The following is an 18,418-nucleotide window of genomic DNA, read 5'->3' on the forward strand; positions in this document are numbered from 1 at the left end:
TTGTATGGCGCGCGTATTTTTTGTATGGCGCGCGTATTTTTTGTATGGCGCGCGTATTTTTTGTATGGCGCGCGTATTTTTTGTATGGCGCGCGTATTTTTTGTATGGCGCGCGTTCAGCAGGCATAAATGCCGCTGAACGCGCTTCAAAAACGATTCTTGTTTAACTTTAGAGCAAATAATTGGGCTTCTCAGGAATTTTCATCTCTAAAAAGACCAATTTTTAATCTAGCCTTTGTTATACCCAACAACAATCATATACTTTACAAGCTTTTATTACTTCCCTTTAGAACGCGGGCTTTGCGTATCTCTTTTTGGTATTTCATCTGCAAAAGTTTCAGTAGAAAACTCAACGTTTGCCATGCTTTCAGTCGGTGTTTGATTATTTCTTTTTGCTGCATCTACAGCATGTTTTCTTTTAGCCATTACAAATCCCTCCTTACCATTAGGATGTGTAATTTCTAAAAAATTAGGCTCCGTTTTACCGTGTTTATTTTAGTGATAGGAGTTTACCGGTGTTAACAAATTGAACCTTGAGCCCATTTAATTTTGCCACTCTTATCGTCTACGTAGTCTGTGCCGCTCTCACAATTTTCTTTGTTATCCCATTTAATTTTGTACTCATTATATTTGTGATTTACTGATCGTATTTTAATCTTACCTATATTGCCAGAGTGTTGTTTGATTACAACTGATTTTGCCTGTTCTTCGGATATTTTTGGTTTTGAAAATCCACAGCCGCTTATTGCAACAATCAGTATTAAAAAAGGAATATTTTCTTCATCTCATCCCTCCTCAACTACTTTGACGCTAATGAATTAATGAAAGTTTCAAGTCATTCCATTTAAATGAACGGCTCAAAACAAAAAGCCGCTCCATCAGCTTAGCTGTTGAAACGGCTATTTTAATATCTTTATTTACGCTTTTTTCGCAATCCTTGTTGTTTTGAGAGCAGTTGATCTTTGTTTTAGTATGCTTGCTTTCTGTTGCCTTATATAATCATCGCTGCGATAAAGCCAAAAACAATCAAAGGGATGTTGTAATGCAGAAACGTTGGAACACACGTATCCCAAATATGATTGTGCTGGTTGTCCACATTCAGTCCGGATGTTGGACCAAGCGTTGAATCTGACGCTGGTGAACCGGCATCCCCTAGCGCTGCAGCTGTTCCGATTACGGCAATTGTCGCCATGGCACTTAAGCCAAGTTCAGCGGATAAAGGAACAAAGATGGTCGTGATAATTGGAATCGTAGAAAACGAAGATCCGATTCCCATCGTAACAAGCAACCCGATCACTAGCATTAAGAGAACTCCAAGTGCCGGTGAATTCCCGATAAATGCTGCACTGTTTTCTACTAATGATTTTACATCACCTGTTTTGCGCATAACGGCAGCAAAACCTGCTGCAGAAATCATCACAAAACCAATAAACGACATCATCTTCATCCCTTCAGTTAAGATTTGATCAGATGAAGAGAGTTTTAAAGTTCCGCTAAAATAAAGAACGATAATGCCTGAAAGTGCTCCGAAGATCATAGAGTCTGTTTGAAGCTGAACAATAAGTGTTGCGGCGATCCCCAAAATAGCTACGATGATTGACCGCTTCGTATAAGTTGCTTTTGGTGTATTTGTTGTACCAATGGATTGATTTTTATACGTTCTCGGTTTTCGATAAGAAATAAAGATAGCAAACAATAGCCCGACAATCATTCCCATAGACGGGATCGTCATGGCTGATGGAATCTGATCCAATTTTACGGTCATTCCACTATCTTTCATATTGGTTTGTAAAATTTCGTGAAAGATGCTCCCGAATCCAACTGGAAACCACATGTAAGGTGTAATTAATCCGAATGTAATAACCGTAGCAACTAGACGTCTATCTATTTCCAGCTCATTTAAAACGGTTATTAGCGGTGGAATAAAAATAGGAATAATGGCAATGTGAACCGGAATTAAATTTTGTGAGAAACTTGAAATCATTAAAATAACAAATAAGATCAAAACTTTCGATAAGGATTTCTTTCTCGTTTCTCCTTCTTTTCCAACGAGCAGGATGGCTTTACTAACCATTAACTCTGGAAGTCCTGTACGTGATAATGCTACTGCAAAACTTCCTAATAAAGCGTAACTTAACGCAATTACTGCATTTGAACCTAATCCTTCTGTAAATACTTCAATCGTTTCAGTTAATCCCATGCCTGCAACTAAACCACCCGTTACAGATCCTATAAGAAGAGCGATAACGACATGTATACGTAAAAGGCTAAGTACTAGCATTACAGCAACCGCTAATACTACAGCATTCATTCTATTTCCCCCTCAAAATCTCTTTAACACTTCATTTCGGTAAATCACTAATTAGTTAAACCTTTAACAAATTACCATGGAACAAAATGTGTGTCAAGCATGCCATTTGGACAATGATGAGGGGAAAACGCCTTCATAATGGATTTTTGGGGATGTGATATAAATGATAGCCGTGAATGAGGAAGCCTTAATACTGCCGTTTCTTCAATCAACACTTTTGAGGATGAGTTCATAATAAAAAAGGATGATCCAAAACATCGGATCACCCATCATGGTACAATCTATTCTGCTTTAAAGTTTCTGACAAAGTTTGTTAACGTCCGCACCATCACACCAGTTGCTCCTCTTGGTCCTAGTTCAGAGCTTCTGGAGCTATAAGCTGTGCCTGCGATATCTAAGTGGACCCATGGTGTTTTTTCAGCAAATTCACCAACGAATAATCCTCCGGTAATGGCATGACCAAGTCTTCCAGTAGAGTTGTTTAAATCGGCAACATCACTTGACTTGAGCATATCTTTGTACGGTTGAAAACTTGGCAGCAGCCATAACAGTTCTGCTTCTTCTTCAGCAGATTGCTTCATCTTTCCATAAAAAACTTCGTCGTTTGTCAGTGCGCCTGTTGTACAATCTCCAAGTGCAACGAGCACTCCGCCTGTTAATGTTGCAACATCTACGATAAATTCTGCGCCTTGCTCTTTGGCATAAGTTATCGCATCTGCTAAAATCAGACGGCCTTCTGCATCTGTATTTCTTACTTCAATCGTTTTACCGCTTAATGACGTGATCACATCTCCTGGCTTCATCGCAGCCCCGTTAATCAAGTTTTCGGAAGAAGGAATCACAAACAATATATTCACTTCTGGCTTTAGACGGCCAACTGCTTCCATCGCACCTAAAACAGCTGCACTGCCGCCCATATCACTTTTCATTTCATGCATGTTTGCCGCAGGCTTGATTGAATAGCCACCCGCATCAAATGTTAAGCCTTTTCCAACTAAAGCAACAACGGAGTCACACGTTTTTCTCCCTTGGTATTTAACCGTAATCATTTTAGGAGGCTGGTCAGATCCTTGACTTACAGCAAGAATGGCTCCCATGCCGAGTCTTTCCATGTCTTCCTTTTCAAGAATCTCGTATTCCATCCCATACTCAAGCGCAGTATCAATCGCTTCTGCAGCAAGGTCGACAGGTGTTAAAAGATTACCTGGCGTATTTACAAGATCACGCGCAAAATTGATGCCCTTCGCATAAGCATAGCCGCTAGTTAATCCAGCTTCAGCTTCATTTTTTTCAGTATAAACCGTCACTTGCTCTAGCTTTTTATCAGGTTCATTTGATTTCTTTTTATAGTTTTCGAATTGATAGACAGCCGTGCCTGCCGCTTCACTAAAAGCATGTGCTGTCTTTTCAACAGAAAGTTGATCAGTCAGGAATGTATCCAATAAAACAGCGAAATGCGTTTTCTTTTCTTTGGAAATTTCCTGGACGGCTCTGCCGAACGTATTTCGAATTTTTTCGTAAGTTACGTCTTCACGTTTGCCTAAACCCGCAAAATAAATTCGTTTGGTTCCTATTTTGTTTAACGTATTCAGCTTTTTTATGCTTTTAGGTTTGTTTGAAATATCTCCATCTTTAATAAGTTCAAGTAAGTTTCCTTGCAAACCTTGATCTATATCAGTCATTACACCTGAAAATTTAGGTTCTTGAAATAAACCGACCAGTAGGACTTCTTGTTGCTCTTTTGTATCCCAATGTTGTTTAATCGTAAACATGAAAGTTCCCCCTTTTATTTTCCTATAATGATTATACTCTTTCTATTAGAATATTTCGAATTCATATCTATTTATTCCATTAAATTGATAAAGAGTCTAGGTAAGGTGAGTAATTTATGAGCTTCAGAAAAATCTACTTTATCGATATGCAGTGGCATTAAAGATAAGCAGTGCTCAATAAAATGAAGAACGGGTATAAGATCCAGCTGCCAATGACTGGGCTGGTACGGAGTTAAATACTGTTTAGCTACTCTCATCATTTCACGAGCTCCTTTTACATTTCCATACTCGTAGTGATACAAAGCGACTGTCATCTGAAGTAAGCCTTTTATAAACAAGTTGCTGCGATCGGTAAGCCAAACCGCTTCTAACAAGTCGTGACCCGTATAATAATCACCATCATTAAACACCACAAAGAACTCATAATAATCTTGAGGAAAAAATTCCATATCGATAATCCCCCTCCTCTTTTCATGTTACCAAAGATTGAAGCTCTTTCAAATCGGGTAACAACTAGTTAAAACAGCCATACTAAAAACCACCACAATGAGAGGAATTCATTCATGTCTAATCTTATATTCAACTTCCCATTAATCGCTGCATTATTAGGCGTATTCACAGCACAGTTTATAAAAATCCCCATCCATTACATTCAAACTAAAAAAGTAAAATGGGAATTATTTTTCAGTACAGGCGGAATGCCCAGCTCCCACTCTGCTTCCGTTACATCATTAGCTACAGCTGTAGGTGCTGAACACGGAATAAACTCTACTTTATTTGCGATTGCCACGATGTTTGCTATTATCGTTATGTATGATGCGAAAGGGATTCGCTGGCATGCAGGAGAACAAGCTGCTGTATTGAATGACTTAGTAGAAGAATTTAGAGATCACGTTAGAGAGACCGATCAATTTAAGCAAAAAAAGGTTGAAGAGCAAAGAAAAGAATTGAAAGAACTTCTTGGACACCGGCCAAGTGAAGTCTTCTTTGGAGGATTGCTTGGCATACTTCAAACCTTGCTTCTTTCGTGGTTGTTGTTAGCATAGGAGGATCTATTATTGAAACTCATCTCAATCTGTCCGAGCAATACAGAACTTATACATTTTTTAGGTTTAACTCATTCATTAATAGGCGTAGATGATTTTTCTGATTGGCCGCATGAAATTCAGCACCTTACAAGGCTTGGTCCTGATTTATCGATTGATATGGATAAGGTAGAAGCACTGAAGCCGGATTTAGTTATAGCGTCACTAAGTGTTCCTGGCATGGAGAAAAACATTGATGGACTGGAGTCTCGCAACATTCCGCACGTCGTTTACAATCCTCAGTCATTAACAGATATTCAGAAGGATTTACTGGACCTTGGAAAGAGAACAAATGCAATGCCTCAAGCGGAGCATGCTGTTCGGTGGATGAATGATGAAATCAATTACTATCGAACCGTCAGCCAATCCTTACACCGTCAGAAAAAAATTTATTTTGAATGGTGGCCAAAACCTATTTTCACACCTGGCAAAACAAATTGGCTAACTGAAATAGCAGAACTCGCCGGCTGCAGAAACATATTTTGGGATGTTGAACTCGCAAGTGTGCAAACAACATGGGAAGATGTTGTAAGCCGCCAGCCGGATATAATCGGAATGGTTTGGGTTGGTGTGAAAACTGCAAAAATGCAGCCTGAACATATAAGAAAACGGGCTGGTTGGGGCGTACTTGAAAAAGAAATGAATACCGAGATCGTAAAGCTGGAAGAAGCGCTCTTTTGCAGACCTTCCCCTCGGCTGATCTTTGGTTTAAAAAGACTAGCTTCTCTTGTTCATCCAGATCGATACCCTGAATTTAAATCAAGTGATGAAGAGAAATACATAAAAAAGCTTCAGGAATTGTAACCTGAAGCTTTTTCTTATTTATGTAGCTTTTATTTTTATTATAAAAGCTGCTGTCTGAACACTTGCAATGATTTCGTGTCATTGAGCTGTTTAAGCTTAGACTCTGTAAACTTACCATCACCGCGTTCTATTATATAAACCTTTAAGGTTTTCTTGCCCCATTTTTCATAAACTTCTTCTACCGTATTGTAATAAAGATCGATTCGATTTCCCTTGATTGCAGAACCCGTATCAGCTACTACCCCATATCCGTAATCTGGAATAAAAAGAACGGTACCGATTGGAAACACCGTTGTGTCCGCAGCAATTGTAGAATAAATATCCCTCTTTACTTTCACACCTGATTTTGTTATTCCGTAAGCTGGATGCGTTTTTACCTTTCCCGTACTCTCCTTGCCAGCGGTGTAGCCAGTAGCTGTTACCATGATGGAAGGATATCGATTTTTATCAATCGTATCTTCAAGCTTTTTAGGCTGTTCGATTTCGGCTGTTTCCAAATTGATGTTTTCCAGGGATGGCAGTGACTTCAATGTTTCTGAGATCGTCTTTAATGCATGATCTATCAAATTGTTTTGGGGCTGTTTCTGATCAATCCAATTTGCAATATCCTCTGCTTCGACTCCAGATATGGAACGAAATGTTGTAAAGACAGCACAAACAAATAGCAGTGTGAAAACGGCTCTTTTTGCAAAGGTTCTAATTTTTAGCAAAAAATGTGCACTCCTCTCCTCTCTATTCCTTCCCAGAGAGGAAAACAAGTATACATTTTTTATGGAAGTTGAATGGACACACACGATAAAGAAAACTTGACTAACGGAAGCCAAGACATATTCGTCAGTCTTAGTTGCACTTATATTATCGACCTTAACTTGTTACTGCGTCGATAATCCCCCTGCTATCAAGTTATACTTTATCTGATAGTAAAAAAAGCCCTTATTAGAGGGCTTTTCTAGAACATTTGATAACCGCGGACACGAAGCATTTTAATAGCAGCCCCTGCAAGAAGAGCTCCAATAAATCCGCAAGTTAATATTGTGATATCCGATGGTGACAAGTTCATTAAGTCGTGGCCAAGTAATCGAAAGCTTGAACCCGGTTTTGTAAAATACTCAAAAAACCTGATTTTATCCACAATTAATACGACAACTACCGGATATAAAATAGCCATAAACCATGTGGCGCGAAGAAGCATGTTAAACAAGAATCCGATTCCAAAAAACAGAACCATAAAAAGCAACATAGAAATAATTACTTGTGGTAAAAGTAAATCCATGATGTTGACCCCCCCATTTATCTTTCGTTAGTGTACTAAACGGGGGGATTTCCGTCAATTCCTGTGAGAGCGTTATTACATGTTTTAAGCTCTTTTTTTACCGCTTCCTGAGCACTCCACACACGTTTCAGATCCTCCAAGCAAGAGTTGAAAATACCCTTTACCATCACAATATGGACATTGATCATGCTTTTTCTGAATCGCATGTTTTCTCATGTTGTAACACTCCCTTGTTTTTTATTTAAATTTTCAGATAATAATAACAAGGATTACACGTATTGAAAAACCGATTTTGAAGCTAAATAAGCTCATGTAAGCGTAAACATCAGTCACATTCTTAAATTATCAGAATATTTCGTACATTTTCATCTCATATCAAATATTTTATACGAAGTGTATCCAAAAATGTCTCCAGGGTTAATTCCATCATTCATGACTTTGTCTTTTTGATTCATAAAGAAGTGAACCATTAATGAGGTTTCAGGATCTTTCTTTAGCTCTTCAGGAGTTAAGAAAGAAGCATTTTCGATTTCTCCTTCAGCCGGCATTAACGCGCCGCTCTTCTTTTTCAATAAAAATACAATCATATTGTCGCTGGTTGTTTCTTTGATTACGCCTGTCCGAATACCTAAAACAGATACAACTTCACCTAAAATTCCTGTCTCTTCAAAAACTTCCCTGACCGCTGCCTCATCGACGGTTTCGCCTGCCTCAACAAAACCTGCAGGAATCGACCACTTTCCTTTTAACCCGCCGTATTTCTTTTTAACAACAAGCCACTTTCCGTCTTCATCTATTAAAAGACCAGCAGCAGCCAGCCAAACTGTTCCTCTGTCTTTTTTTGTCATGGTTCTGCTCGCTCCTTCTATTTAAATAAAGTTCTGTTTTCACAATCTTTGTAGCTCTTGAAGGTGGTTGATTTACACTACAGGATGCTCGCTTTCCGCGGGGCGGGCGGTGAGCCACCTTGGCACTTTGCGCCTGAAGGGTGTCTCACCTGTCCCGCTAATCCCGCAGGAGTCTCGCACCTTGCGCTCCAATCAACGTGTCAATGAAGAAAATAAATCAATATGAGCAAATGAAACTGTCAAAAAAAATAAGGACAGAAGCTCTACGCCTCTGTCCTTAGTGTATCATTTTTGATTAAAATAGTTTTAATTTACCTTTTTTAATAACCATTGGCACGCCGCCGATTAAGAAAAGGTAACGGTTATCGATTACTTTTTTCATAGCTGATGCCGTTGCACCAAATAGCTTTTTGTTACCAACTTTACCGATTGCTTCACCTTTACCTAGTGATGCAACAGTACCTTTAATGTCCGGCTTGAACTCTTCCATTTTCCCGCCGTTCATTAATGCTTTAATGTTGCGTCCGATTGTGTAAGCTTGTTGGATCGCAATTTGTGCTGTTGGAGGATATGGTCTGTTAGCCGCTTCGTCAATGATCAGTGCACAGTCACCTGCAACAAAAATATAATCATATCCTGGCATACGAAGATCTTTATCCACTTTAACACGTCCACGCATTGTTTCGAATCCAGCTTCTTCCACTAAGTGGTTTCCGCGAACTCCACCAGTCCAAACGATTGTTGATGCTTTAATCTCATCACCATTCGCTAAAACTACTCCGTCAGGATGACACTCTTTAATTGGCGTGTTTACAAGGAACTCGATTCCACGACGCTCAAGGTTGTTAATTGCATATTCCACTAATTCTTCATCAAAACCAGGAAGAACGGTTGGTGCTGCTTCAATATTTACAACACGTACTTTTTCACGAGGAATATCATATTCACGGCAAAGTTCAGGAACACGGTCAGCTAGTTCACCTACGAATTCGATTCCTGTAAATCCTGCTCCACCTACGATAATCGTAATAAGCTCATCTTTTTGACCTTCGTTATTGTAACGAGCGAAAGAATAATCGATGTGCTCACGGATTTTTCGTACAGAGTTAATGCTTCGGATGCTGAACGCATTTTCTTTAAGGCCTTGAATTCCGAAAGTTTCAGGATCAGATCCTAATGCGATAATTAAGTAGTCATAAGTTAATTCAGCATTTTCTAAAATAACACGCTTTTCGTCTTTCTTAATTTCAACAACAGAATCTTGAACAAAATTAACTTTGTTCATATCGATGATGTTATCAATCATGATACGTGTTTTATCATGGTGAAGCGTACCTGCTGCATTTTCATGAAGCCATGTTGTTTGGTAGTGGTAATTATGTTTGTTTACCAATGTAATTTCTGCTTCGTCAGATCCTAGTTCCTTCTGTAAACGAACAGCTGACATGATACCACCGTATCCGCCGCCTAATATAAGAATTTTTGGCTTGCTCATCTAATTTCACTTCCAGTTCTAATTTTTTTTAGTTTGACCTTTTCTTTTATTAAATATGAAGAAAAGGAAAAGATTGTGATGTATTTCACGTAAAAAGACATAAAATGAGAACAAAAATGTTCGAAATATCGACATTTTTTTATCATACACAATCATCTTATTCCTTTTTTCTTGTTTTTTCAACCCTTTTTTCGTTATGATTAGTATTCCTTTTCATAATGAATTCACTGCCTTTTATCAATGCTTTCTATTGATATCTAGCTGCCGTTGCGAAGCCTTTCTTCCTGCCAAATTATACTAATCAAAAGAAGGACTTTTTATCTTTATCAAGAATCTAAAATGAGAGATGCAAGGTGTTCGTAGTCTGAGCATATATATGTTTATCAGCCACAGAAAACAGAAGAGGTGAGAATTTTATGTCAAAAGAAATTTATGATATTACAATTATCGGGGGCGGCCCTTCAGGTTTATTCGCAGCTTTTTACGGCGGAATGCGACAAATGAAAGTAAAGATTATTGAAAGTATGCCGCAGCTTGGCGGTCAGCTCTCTGCTTTATATCCAGAAAAATACATATATGATGTAGCGGGTTTTCCGAAAGTACTTGCTCAAGATCTTGTAAATAATTTAAAAGAACAAGCGATGCAGTTTAATCCTGCCATCGTATTAGAAGAATCCGTTCAAAACGTAGCAAAGGCAGAAGACATTTTTGAATTAACAACCGATAAAACAGTTCATTATAGTAAAGCTGTTTTAATAACTGCTGGAGTTGGTGCATTCCAGCCTCGCCGTTTAGAACTAGATTCCGCCAAACAATATGAAGGAAAAAATCTGCATTATTTTGTAGATGATCTTAATTCTTTTGCCGGGAAAAGAGTATTGGTTTGCGGCGGCGGAGATTCAGCACTCGATTGGTCTCTTATGTTAGAACCGATTGCACCTGAAGTAACGCTAACACACCGCCGAGACAAATTCCGTGCTCATGAGCATAGTGTTGAACAATTAATGAACTCGAAAGTGGCTGTCAAAACTCCTTATCAAATCACTGAACTGATTGGTGACGGGGAAAATATTTCAGCAGTCGTTTTAGAAAACGGAGATTTGAAAGAAACGATTGAAGTAGATGCTGTTATTGTAAATTATGGTTTCGTCTCTTCTCTCGGACCTATTAAAACATGGGGCTTAGATATCGAGAAAAATTCAATCGTTGTCAACTCGAGAATGGAAACGAACATTAAAGGAATCTACGCGGCTGGTGATGTTTGCTCATATGATGGCAAAGTGAAGCTTATCGCATCTGGATTTGGAGAAGCACCAACTGCTGTAAACAACGCCAAAACCTACATTGATCCAAAAGCAAAAACACAGCCTATGCATAGTACGAGTATGTTTTAAAAGTGAAGCCGGATGACTCCGGCTTTTTTAATTGCACAGATGAGAGGAGAATGAACGTTGAACAGACAGTTTACCGAAGAGGAAATGCATGCAGCAGATTGCTTGCATGAAATCAGCCAAATTGTTGGACAGCTGCATATAACAGATGAGTCTTTTTTAGAAGATACAAAAAAGAAGCTGCCGCGACTTAAGGAACTTTTGGCTGAATTGGAAAAAAACACATTGGAATAATTTCCATATGGATTATCATTTCGATGTTTGTTACAATCATTTGTGAGGCGGACAAGTGCCGCTGAAACCTTAAGCATTTACCCGGTGTTGGCGCATCGGGTTTTATTTTTGTCATTTATAAAGGAGAACAAACCATTATGGAATGGAACTTAGTTTTAGGCATCGTGTTCTTTATCTTGGGAACCTTTTTAATGCCAGTAGGATTAAAGCAAACAGGAAAACTAAAATACATACTTATAGGAGCATCCATACTTGCGGATTTAATCGGAGTATATGTGCTGTTTAAATAATAACGTTTACGAAGGGGCTGATCCAATTTTAGATCAGCCTTTCTTTATTAGAAAAGTTGTCGTTTTTTGTCAACTCGGGAGTATGTGAATAAAATTCGGTGGAATAGTGGTAAATTTCGGTGGATTAAAGCGAGGACCCGGTGGATTATGCTCCAAACTCGTTGAATTTAACAAAAGAATGGCCCAAAAAGTCCGCTAGCTAGCGCCTTTCTGGGCCATTCTTTTTTAAAATTAGCACTCTTCCGGCGCGCCGGCGTTTGTTGCTGTTCGGAAAGAAGATCCGCAGCCGCATGATGCGATGGCATTTGGATTCGTAATGGTGAATCCTCCGCCCATCATGTTTTGTTTGAAATCGACTATAGTGCCTTTGAGTACTTTAGCACTTTCTTCATCCACAACTACTTGAATGCCTTCTATTGTAAATTCTTGGTCTTTTTCATTTTTATCACTGTCAAAACCTAGTCCATAAGATAAACCGCTGCAGCCTCCGCCTTTTACAGCGACTCGCAGAAATTGGTTTTGGTCTTCTTCAGCTGCAAGCATCTCTTTGATTTTACTAGCCGCTGATTCTGTAATTTCAACGATCATTTTGTTCACTCCTTTTTATAAGGATTATAATATTAGTATATCTCGTACCAAGTTTCTTCTCAAGAAATCGGCTTTACATCTCTCATTTCTCCGTCTGCTGGAGTTTCATAATCTTATTATGTGTTTCATCAATTTTTCTGCTGTAACTCAGTACCATTGGATGATGAATCCCGAACGTATTGGCTGTTTGTATCATTTTTTTGCGTAATGATTCCAGTTGTTCGATATTTTGAATTTTCTTTGCTTCTGATGTGGCTTTCATATCATGTCACTCCACTCTGCATTATAAAACCCCATATATATCTATTTTACATTTATTTCAATTGGTAAACAATAAACCATTTAGTATTTGGATAATATTATCAAAAAGGCGACTTTCCTTGTCCTTATTATCTAATAGGATTATAATGATATAGGCGCTTAGGTGCTTAACGAAATGTAATACTTTTATGAAAAGCAACTTCCCTATTTTACATAGTATTCGTGTAAAAATGGTAAAAGGAGAGCGTGAACTACGCTTTACATTTAAAATGACCACTTAAGATTAGGGGGATTAGAATGGCAAACATTTTAACTTTAGATACGAGAATGGAAGCAATCGCTGAAAAACTTAAACACGGTGAGCGTTTAACGATTGAAGATGGATTGTTCCTATATGAAACGGACGATTTACTAAGTGTGGCCCGTCTTGCAAATGAAGTAAATAAACAAAAAAACGGCGATCACGTCTATTTTATCGAAAACCTGTACATCAATCCTACAAATGTATGTGAAGCAACTTGCAGCTTCTGCGGATTTAAGCGTAAGCCTGGTGAAGATGGCGCATATACAATGAATGATGAGCAGCTTTTGGATTATGTACAAAAAAGATGGAATGACAACATCCGTGAATTCCATATTGTTGGCGGCCATAATAACGAAGTGCCTTTTGATTATTATTTAAATACGATTAAAACGCTTAAAAAACATTTCCCGCAAGTAACGGTAAAAGCCTATACTGGAGCTGAAATTGAATTCTTTTCTAGAATCGCTGGTATTTCAATGAAAGAGGTTTTACAAGAACTGATCAAAGCTGGATTAGATACACTTCCTGGCGGCGGTGCAGAAATCTTAACAGAGCGTTATCGTGCTAAAATGAGTCCTGATAAAGCTTCAACTGATGAATGGCTTGAAGCACACGAAATCGCTCATGGTCTTGGACTTAAAACGCATGCTACAATGCTTTATGGTTCAATTGATACGAAAGAAGAGCGTCTAATCCATATGGATCGATTGCGTCAGCTTCAAGATTCAACAAATGGATTTATGGTATTTATCCCGCTTGCCATGCAGCCTAAATCTCAGTCGATGGGGATCATGAGAAGAACTTCTGCTTTTGACGACATGAGAACGATTGCGATCAGCCGTCTAATGCTGGATAACTTCGACCATATTAAAGCTTATTGGATCAATATTGGTGTTCAGTTAACACAAATGGCCTTAACTTTCGGTTCAGATGACATTCATGGAACATTGATAGAAGAACGTATTTCTCATGCTGTAGGTGCACTTACATCTGCTGGTATTACAAGAAAAGAACTAGTACATTTAATTAAAACAGCAAATAAAGTACCCGTTGAACGCGATACGTTTTATAATATCATTCAAAAATATTAAAGAAAAAAGTGCAGGCACATCAGCCTGCACTTTTTTATCTTATGCTGTTTTTGTTGCTTTTGAAAGAGATTAATTTCCTCTACAGTGGCTCGCTTTCCAAGGGTGTGCGGTGAGCCAGCAGGAGTCTCGCACCTTGCACTACAATCAACCTAACAATGATGAAAATAATCAATACGAACCAAATGTAACAATCTTTTAAAAACCTTATCTTATGACATATTCTCCTGTACAAATGACTTCGGCTGGTCCTGTCATGTAAACATCCCCACTTGAATGCCAATTGATAATCAAGTCTCCACCTGCTAAATGTACTGTGATATCTGTATCCCGTTCTGCTTTTTTGTTTAAAATGGCTGCGACTGCCGCTGCACATGCTCCCGTTCCACAGGCTTGCGTAATTCCTGAACCTCTTTCCCATACTTGGAAATGCATTTCCTTGTCTGAAACCATCTCAACAAACTCTGCATTAACCCAATCCGGAAACATAGGGTCTTTTTCAATAATGGGTCCTAAAGAGTGTAATGGTGCCTCTTCAATATTATCGACAAAAAAGACCGCATGTGGGTTTCCCATGGAAACAGCTGTCATTTTAAGCTCATTTTCTGCGAATGAAACAGACTCATCAATGATTGTATCTTTATGTGAAAAGCCTTTTACCGGAATTTGATCCGGTACGAGGATGGGATTCCCCATATTTACTGTTACTGAATTTACCTTGTTCTCTTCATCAAGGCTTAGTTTAGCGGTTACTAATCCCCCGAGTGTCTCAATCTTGAATTCAGTTTCATTGACGATGCTGTTTTCGTAAGCATATTTGGCTACACTACGGAGACCGTTTCCGCAATTTTTAGCTTCAGAACCATCATTATTAAAAATCCTCATCTTAACGGGTGCCATTTCAGAAGGACAAATCAAAATTAACCCGTCTGATCCAATACCCGTATATGGATTCGAAACTGCCACAGCCAGACTCGCTAGATCTCCTTCTAGGATCGTTTCTTGAAACATGTTCACGTAAATGTAATTGTTTCCAAGTCCATGCATTTTCGTAAATCTCAAAGTTTTCATATTGGGTCTTTACTCCTTAAGGTCGGGCTCTTAGTTTTTCATCTGTATAAAAATAATCATCATCAGCATTTAAAATCGTCATTTTGCCATGACAGCAAGGCATGATCAACCGTTGTTTCACTCCCTCTTTGGCAAGGGCTAATTGTTCTTCCTTAAAACTAGTCAATACATTTGAAGCCTTGCAAAACGGGCATTCAGAAACATAAAGATCATTCATCATTCTTTCATATGGCCATGTATATTCAAAGGTTAGTTTCATGTGTTTCATCCTCTATTTGGAAGGGTATACTGTTGCTCTTTTATTCACATTCTGTATTTTTTAAAGTATAATAGGTGATGTAATAAAATACAATAGCGATCCATCTTCGGGGCAGGGTGAAATTCCCGACCGGCGGTAATTGAAGATTCCCTCTTCATCAGCCCGTGAGCTTTGAGAAATGCCGAAACAATTTGTTGAGGCTGGACATCACTTCGATGTTATCTCTTTGCTGATCTGGTGTAACTCCAGAGCCGACAGTACAGTCTGGATGGGAGAAGATGTTGGTACAGCGGTTCATGCTTTTTGCAGAGCCTATGTTTAAGTTTGCATTTTTCAATGAAAAAATGCTTCTTTCATATGCTGTTTTTCAACAAACTCCCTTAGTCCTATTCGAGACTAAGGTTTTTTTGTGTGAAATAGCCTGTACCGCATTTGAAATCATAGATGGCGCAAGACAAAAGAGGAGAGATTTCAATGCAAAAGGGAAAAGTAAAACAAATGGTAGCCGTATCGATGCTGAGCACGATTGCTTATGTGCTCATGATGCTCGATTTTCCGTTTCCAGGACTGCCGGCATTTTTAAAAATTGATTTTAGTGAAGTTCCAGCCTTGCTGGCAGCAATCATTTTCGGGCCAGCTGCAGGCATAATGGTCGAAGCGATCAAAAATATGCTTCATTACGGAATCGTAGGAAGCTTTACTGGTGTACCTGTCGGAGAATTAGCTAATTTTATCGCAGGGACCCTATTTATCCTTCCCGTATCTTATATGTTCCGAAACAAAAATACAGTTAAACAGCTTTCTATCGGATTAATAGCTGGAACAGTTCTTATGACATTGATGATGGGACTGTTAAATTACCTCATTATTTTGCCTGCCTACACTTGGTTCCTTGGGGCAGAACAAATGTCCAGCCAGATGATGCTTGATTTTATCTTGAAAGGTATCACCCCGTTTAATTTAATAAAAGGAACGATTATTACTTTGTTGTTCGTATCATTGTTTACCCGTTTACAGCCCTGGGTACTCAAACAAATCAGCAGTCAACAAGCTTAATATAGAAATGAAACCGCCGGGATGCATGTTCATTCCAGCGGTTTTTTATTTGATTGTTTTCTGCTTATAGCTCGTATTCATCTTTCTCATCACCGACAAGTTGATTGAAGTGCAAGGTGCGAGACTCCTCGAAAATAAAAGTTACATTTTCTTCGTGTGCTATATTGCGGCCTTTGCTTTCCTTGTCCTGCGGAATCAGTGTGCCAGCCACCTGAATATTCGGCAGGATTTTTTTGCAGACGCAGGAGCAGGACTTCACATTTTCTTCTTCCAAGCCTCACCCCCGCGGAAAGCGAGCATCCTGAAACGGAAATCTATACTTACACTTACAAAATCTACCTGGAGAGGCTTTCATGATGTGTAAAGCATAAAAAAGCCCTATCTCGTTAGTTTAACGAAACAGGGCTGATCCACAGTATATATCATTTTTTATAAGAATAGTCCTACGATTGTTCCAGTTAATACAGAACCCATTGTTGCTACAAGTAATACTTTTAAGCCCATCTTTGCAAGCAAAGAAGCTTTTTCACCGTTGATTGCTTTTACAGTTCCTAAGATAATCCCGATTGATGAGAAGTTAGCAAATGAAATTAAGAAAGAAGATACAATACCAACTGTCTTATGGTCCATTTTCGGAATCATTTTCATAAAGTCAAGCATCGCTACGAACTCATTAGCCGCAACTTTCGTACCCATTACAGAACCTGCTCGTACGATTTCATTAGAAGGAATACCCATAATGAAAGCGATCGGCGCAAATACATACCCTAATACTCTTTGGAACGTCATACCAAATGCTGCATCAAAAGCAAAGTTAACCATTGAAAGTAATCCGATGTAAGTAATAAGCATAGCACCAACGATTAAGGCAACTTTACCTCCGTCTAGTGCACCATTACCAATTGCTTCGAATAATGATTTTTCCGGGATCATTTCTTTAACATCAATTTCTTCGTCTTCTTCCGTCGTTACTGGAGTTACAATAGATGAAAGAATAAGACCAGAGAATACGTTGATCGGAAGTGCCACTAATACGAACTCAGCAGGTACCATTTGCATGTAAGCACCTAAGATTGAGCAGCTTACTGCTACAAGTGAAGATGTTACAACTACGAACAAACGGTTAGCTGATAGTTTGTGTATTTGAGATTTAACTGAGATAATTGCTGTTGTATCCCCGAATACCATTGAGTTTACTGCTACGAATGATTCAATCTTTGGAAGGCCTGTTACTTTTGCAACAGCTCCACCAATATATTTGATAGCTAAAGGTAAAATTCTTGTATACGTTAAAATGGAGAGCAATGCTGAAACGAAAACAATCATCATTAGAACGTTAATAAAGAAATAGTTTTTGTCACTTAAATCACCGAAAACGAAGGCGATCCCATCATGACCAAAAGATAGAACTTTATTAAATCCGTTTACTATTTTATTTAAAACCGTTTTACCGATAGAAGTATTCAGCATGAAATAAGCTATTCCAATCTGTACTGCCATCATAATTACAACCGCTTTAAAATTAATGTTCTTTTTGTCATTAGACATAATAAAAGCGATTGCAAGAAGCAATAGAATGCCTAAAATTCCAAATAGAATTGTCATGTTACTTTCCCCCTATTATCCTGAAAAAATTTATTTTAAAAATTTCTCCGTAAAGTGAAACTTGATTGCGCTTTCAAGTAAGACGTCAGACATCGAATGACTGACCCTCTAATAATGTAACAAATTTCGACAAAAATGCAATCCTTTTTCAAGATTTTCATTCTAGTTATTTTTTACAATTACTTTCTCTCTATACACTGTAATATAATTTTGCACATCAAATTGCAAGACAATCGCGATTCACCTTTTTATATTAATGCACAAAAAAGCAGCTCCCCTGTTTATAAGGAAAGCCGCTTTAGAACATAAAATTTTCTTCTATATGAGTGTAAATGTTTTTAACGAGTTCGTCTGAAGTATCTCCATGTACGATATCCCCATTAACTAAAGCAAATAAAGATTTGGCACACTGTCCACAATAACCAAGACAGCCATATTCGATTACATCAAGATCATAATCTTTTTCCAGCTCTTCAAGTGCTTTTTGGGCACCGCTCGCCAAGTTGCTTACACAAAATTCAATAATTGGTCTCATCTTTTCACCTCTTGATGAATACATCCTAACTTTTTATAAAACGCTAGTCAATGTAAACGCGCTTTTTCAATTGGTTTTTTCCACAAAAGAGTTGTGAATTTATTGCAAAGTGCTATACTTAAACATGTTAAAAACGTGAAATCGTTTAC

At 38.3% G+C, this 18,418-nt stretch carries 23 protein-coding genes and 1 riboswitch; of the genes, 7 read left to right on the plus strand and 16 right to left on the minus strand.

Annotation, left to right across the window (positions count from 1 at the left end):
- Positions 1–275 precede the first annotated feature (275 nt).
- From J2X07_RS09120 to J2X07_RS09135, 4 genes are all read right to left on the minus strand, one after another.
- A complete protein-coding gene (locus J2X07_RS09120; protein ID WP_310258207.1) occupies positions 276–425 on the minus strand; it encodes a hypothetical protein in 150 nt (49 codons plus the stop codon).
- Between the two features lie 565 nt (positions 426–990).
- Positions 991–2,310, minus strand: a complete 1,320-nt coding sequence (locus tag J2X07_RS09125; protein WP_310258208.1) for a Na+/H+ antiporter family protein — start codon at positions 2,308–2,310, stop codon at positions 991–993.
- A 281-nt stretch (positions 2,311–2,591) separates the two neighbouring features.
- Positions 2,592–4,082 (minus strand): leucyl aminopeptidase, encoded by a 1,491-nt coding sequence (locus J2X07_RS09130; protein WP_310258210.1) that lies wholly within the window; start codon positions 4,080–4,082, stop codon positions 2,592–2,594.
- Positions 4,083–4,153: 71 nt separating this feature from the next.
- A complete protein-coding gene (locus tag J2X07_RS09135; RefSeq protein ID WP_310258212.1) occupies positions 4,154–4,531 on the minus strand; it encodes a DUF309 domain-containing protein in 378 nt (125 codons plus the stop codon).
- A gap of 114 nt (positions 4,532–4,645) precedes the next feature.
- Here J2X07_RS09135 and J2X07_RS09140 point away from each other — a divergent pair, with 114 nt between their 5' ends.
- The gene (locus J2X07_RS09140) at positions 4,646–5,128 is read left to right on the plus strand and encodes a divergent PAP2 family protein (protein ID WP_310258214.1); all 483 of its coding nucleotides are present in this window, start codon (positions 4,646–4,648) and stop codon (positions 5,126–5,128) included.
- A 12-nt stretch (positions 5,129–5,140) separates the two neighbouring features.
- Entirely contained in the window at positions 5,141–5,971 is an 831-nt protein-coding gene (locus tag J2X07_RS09145; RefSeq protein ID WP_310258215.1) for a cobalamin-binding protein, read from the plus strand.
- Positions 5,972–6,009: 38 nt separating this feature from the next.
- Here J2X07_RS09145 and J2X07_RS09150 read toward each other — a convergent pair whose 3' ends face one another.
- The 5 genes from J2X07_RS09150 to J2X07_RS09170 form a co-directional block, all read right to left on the minus strand.
- Entirely contained in the window at positions 6,010–6,672 is a 663-nt protein-coding gene (locus J2X07_RS09150) for a 3D domain-containing protein (RefSeq protein ID WP_396194117.1), read from the minus strand.
- Positions 6,673–6,920: 248 nt separating this feature from the next.
- Positions 6,921–7,244, minus strand: coding sequence for a YuiB family protein (locus tag J2X07_RS09155; protein ID WP_310258217.1), 324 nt, complete (start codon positions 7,242–7,244; stop codon positions 6,921–6,923).
- Positions 7,245–7,328: 84 nt separating this feature from the next.
- Positions 7,329–7,460: a YuiA family protein gene (locus J2X07_RS09160; RefSeq protein ID WP_310258219.1), complete on the minus strand. Its 132-nt coding sequence runs from the start codon at positions 7,458–7,460 to the stop codon at positions 7,329–7,331.
- Positions 7,461–7,609: 149 nt separating this feature from the next.
- Positions 7,610–8,092: an NUDIX hydrolase gene (locus J2X07_RS09165; RefSeq protein ID WP_310258221.1), complete on the minus strand. Its 483-nt coding sequence runs from the start codon at positions 8,090–8,092 to the stop codon at positions 7,610–7,612.
- A gap of 295 nt (positions 8,093–8,387) precedes the next feature.
- Entirely contained in the window at positions 8,388–9,587 is a 1,200-nt protein-coding gene (locus J2X07_RS09170) for an NAD(P)/FAD-dependent oxidoreductase (protein WP_310258224.1), read from the minus strand.
- A gap of 416 nt (positions 9,588–10,003) precedes the next feature.
- Here J2X07_RS09170 and J2X07_RS09175 point away from each other — a divergent pair, with 416 nt between their 5' ends.
- The 3 genes from J2X07_RS09175 to J2X07_RS09185 all read left to right on the plus strand — a co-directional run bounded on the left by J2X07_RS09175 (position 10,004) and on the right by J2X07_RS09185 (position 11,502).
- Entirely contained in the window at positions 10,004–10,981 is a 978-nt protein-coding gene (locus J2X07_RS09175) for an NAD(P)/FAD-dependent oxidoreductase (protein ID WP_310258225.1), read from the plus strand.
- A 57-nt stretch (positions 10,982–11,038) separates the two neighbouring features.
- The gene (locus J2X07_RS09180; RefSeq protein ID WP_310258226.1) at positions 11,039–11,212 is read left to right on the plus strand and encodes a hypothetical protein; all 174 of its coding nucleotides are present in this window, start codon (positions 11,039–11,041) and stop codon (positions 11,210–11,212) included.
- A gap of 137 nt (positions 11,213–11,349) precedes the next feature.
- Entirely contained in the window at positions 11,350–11,502 is a 153-nt protein-coding gene (locus J2X07_RS09185) for a hypothetical protein (protein WP_310258227.1), read from the plus strand.
- Between the two features lie 231 nt (positions 11,503–11,733).
- Here J2X07_RS09185 and J2X07_RS09190 read toward each other — a convergent pair whose 3' ends face one another.
- Both J2X07_RS09190 and J2X07_RS09195 read right to left on the minus strand, forming a co-directional pair.
- On the minus strand, positions 11,734–12,090 hold the full coding sequence (locus J2X07_RS09190; protein ID WP_310258229.1) for a HesB/IscA family protein: 357 nt from the start codon (positions 12,088–12,090) through the stop codon (positions 11,734–11,736).
- 82 nt (positions 12,091–12,172) lie between these two features.
- The gene (locus tag J2X07_RS09195; protein WP_310258230.1) at positions 12,173–12,352 is read right to left on the minus strand and encodes an aspartyl-phosphate phosphatase Spo0E family protein; all 180 of its coding nucleotides are present in this window, start codon (positions 12,350–12,352) and stop codon (positions 12,173–12,175) included.
- A gap of 296 nt (positions 12,353–12,648) precedes the next feature.
- Between J2X07_RS09195 and mqnE the strand changes: the two genes are divergently transcribed.
- Positions 12,649–13,746, plus strand: coding sequence for an aminofutalosine synthase MqnE (mqnE, locus tag J2X07_RS09200; RefSeq protein ID WP_310258231.1), 1,098 nt, complete (start codon positions 12,649–12,651; stop codon positions 13,744–13,746).
- A gap of 204 nt (positions 13,747–13,950) precedes the next feature.
- On the opposite strand, the gene dapF is transcribed toward mqnE, so the two are convergent.
- Both dapF and J2X07_RS09210 read right to left on the minus strand, forming a co-directional pair.
- Positions 13,951–14,814: a diaminopimelate epimerase gene (gene dapF / locus J2X07_RS09205; protein WP_310258233.1), complete on the minus strand. Its 864-nt coding sequence runs from the start codon at positions 14,812–14,814 to the stop codon at positions 13,951–13,953.
- A 16-nt stretch (positions 14,815–14,830) separates the two neighbouring features.
- Entirely contained in the window at positions 14,831–15,073 is a 243-nt protein-coding gene (locus J2X07_RS09210) for a hypothetical protein (RefSeq protein ID WP_310258234.1), read from the minus strand.
- 98 nt (positions 15,074–15,171) lie between these two features.
- Positions 15,172–15,357, plus strand: a riboswitch (FMN riboswitch).
- A 190-nt stretch (positions 15,358–15,547) separates the two neighbouring features.
- Here J2X07_RS09210 and J2X07_RS09215 point away from each other — a divergent pair.
- On the plus strand, positions 15,548–16,129 hold the full coding sequence (locus J2X07_RS09215; protein WP_310258235.1) for an ECF transporter S component: 582 nt from the start codon (positions 15,548–15,550) through the stop codon (positions 16,127–16,129).
- Between the two features lie 64 nt (positions 16,130–16,193).
- On the opposite strand, the gene J2X07_RS09220 is transcribed toward J2X07_RS09215, so the two are convergent.
- From J2X07_RS09220 to J2X07_RS09230, 3 genes are all read right to left on the minus strand, one after another.
- Entirely contained in the window at positions 16,194–16,403 is a 210-nt protein-coding gene (locus tag J2X07_RS09220) for a hypothetical protein (protein ID WP_310258236.1), read from the minus strand.
- A gap of 155 nt (positions 16,404–16,558) precedes the next feature.
- Complete coding sequence (locus J2X07_RS09225) at positions 16,559–17,734, minus strand: NupC/NupG family nucleoside CNT transporter (protein ID WP_310258237.1); 1,176 nt, start codon at positions 17,732–17,734, stop codon at positions 16,559–16,561.
- A 298-nt stretch (positions 17,735–18,032) separates the two neighbouring features.
- Positions 18,033–18,269: a YuzB family protein gene (locus J2X07_RS09230; RefSeq protein WP_310258238.1), complete on the minus strand. Its 237-nt coding sequence runs from the start codon at positions 18,267–18,269 to the stop codon at positions 18,033–18,035.
- Between the last annotated feature and the right edge of the window lie 149 nt (positions 18,270–18,418).

The sequence above is a fragment of the Fictibacillus barbaricus genome (genome assembly GCF_031457135.1).
GTDB classification, from domain to species: domain Bacteria; phylum Bacillota; class Bacilli; order Bacillales; family Fictibacillaceae; genus Fictibacillus; species Fictibacillus barbaricus_A.

What these genes read in the sequence shown, in the direction of transcription:
- J2X07_RS09120 (WP_310258207.1), bottom strand. Translation starts at nt 425, where the DNA reads ATGGCTAAAAGAAAACATGCTGTAGATGCAGCAAAAAGAAATAATCAA.
- J2X07_RS09125 (WP_310258208.1), bottom strand. Translation starts at nt 2,310, where the DNA reads ATGAATGCTGTAGTATTAGCGGTTGCTGTAATGCTAGTACTTAGCCTT.
- J2X07_RS09130 (WP_310258210.1), bottom strand. Translation starts at nt 4,082, where the DNA reads ATGTTTACGATTAAACAACATTGGGATACAAAAGAGCAACAAGAAGTC.
- J2X07_RS09135 (WP_310258212.1), bottom strand. Translation starts at nt 4,531, where the DNA reads ATGGAATTTTTTCCTCAAGATTATTATGAGTTCTTTGTGGTGTTTAAT.
- J2X07_RS09140 (WP_310258214.1), top strand. Translation starts at nt 4,646, where the DNA reads ATGTCTAATCTTATATTCAACTTCCCATTAATCGCTGCATTATTAGGC.
- J2X07_RS09155 (WP_310258217.1), bottom strand. Translation starts at nt 7,244, where the DNA reads ATGGATTTACTTTTACCACAAGTAATTATTTCTATGTTGCTTTTTATG.
- J2X07_RS09160 (WP_310258219.1), bottom strand. Translation starts at nt 7,460, where the DNA reads ATGAGAAAACATGCGATTCAGAAAAAGCATGATCAATGTCCATATTGT.
- J2X07_RS09165 (WP_310258221.1), bottom strand. Translation starts at nt 8,092, where the DNA reads ATGACAAAAAAAGACAGAGGAACAGTTTGGCTGGCTGCTGCTGGTCTT.
- J2X07_RS09170 (WP_310258224.1), bottom strand. Translation starts at nt 9,587, where the DNA reads ATGAGCAAGCCAAAAATTCTTATATTAGGCGGCGGATACGGTGGTATC.
- J2X07_RS09175 (WP_310258225.1), top strand. Translation starts at nt 10,004, where the DNA reads ATGTCAAAAGAAATTTATGATATTACAATTATCGGGGGCGGCCCTTCA.
- J2X07_RS09185 (WP_310258227.1), top strand. Translation starts at nt 11,350, where the DNA reads ATGGAATGGAACTTAGTTTTAGGCATCGTGTTCTTTATCTTGGGAACC.
- J2X07_RS09190 (WP_310258229.1), bottom strand. Translation starts at nt 12,090, where the DNA reads ATGATCGTTGAAATTACAGAATCAGCGGCTAGTAAAATCAAAGAGATG.
- J2X07_RS09195 (WP_310258230.1), bottom strand. Translation starts at nt 12,352, where the DNA reads ATGAAAGCCACATCAGAAGCAAAGAAAATTCAAAATATCGAACAACTG.
- mqnE (WP_310258231.1), top strand. Translation starts at nt 12,649, where the DNA reads ATGGCAAACATTTTAACTTTAGATACGAGAATGGAAGCAATCGCTGAA.
- dapF (WP_310258233.1), bottom strand. Translation starts at nt 14,814, where the DNA reads ATGAAAACTTTGAGATTTACGAAAATGCATGGACTTGGAAACAATTAC.
- J2X07_RS09210 (WP_310258234.1), bottom strand. Translation starts at nt 15,073, where the DNA reads ATGAAACTAACCTTTGAATATACATGGCCATATGAAAGAATGATGAAT.
- J2X07_RS09215 (WP_310258235.1), top strand. Translation starts at nt 15,548, where the DNA reads ATGCAAAAGGGAAAAGTAAAACAAATGGTAGCCGTATCGATGCTGAGC.
- J2X07_RS09225 (WP_310258237.1), bottom strand. Translation starts at nt 17,734, where the DNA reads ATGACAATTCTATTTGGAATTTTAGGCATTCTATTGCTTCTTGCAATC.
- J2X07_RS09230 (WP_310258238.1), bottom strand. Translation starts at nt 18,269, where the DNA reads ATGAGACCAATTATTGAATTTTGTGTAAGCAACTTGGCGAGCGGTGCC.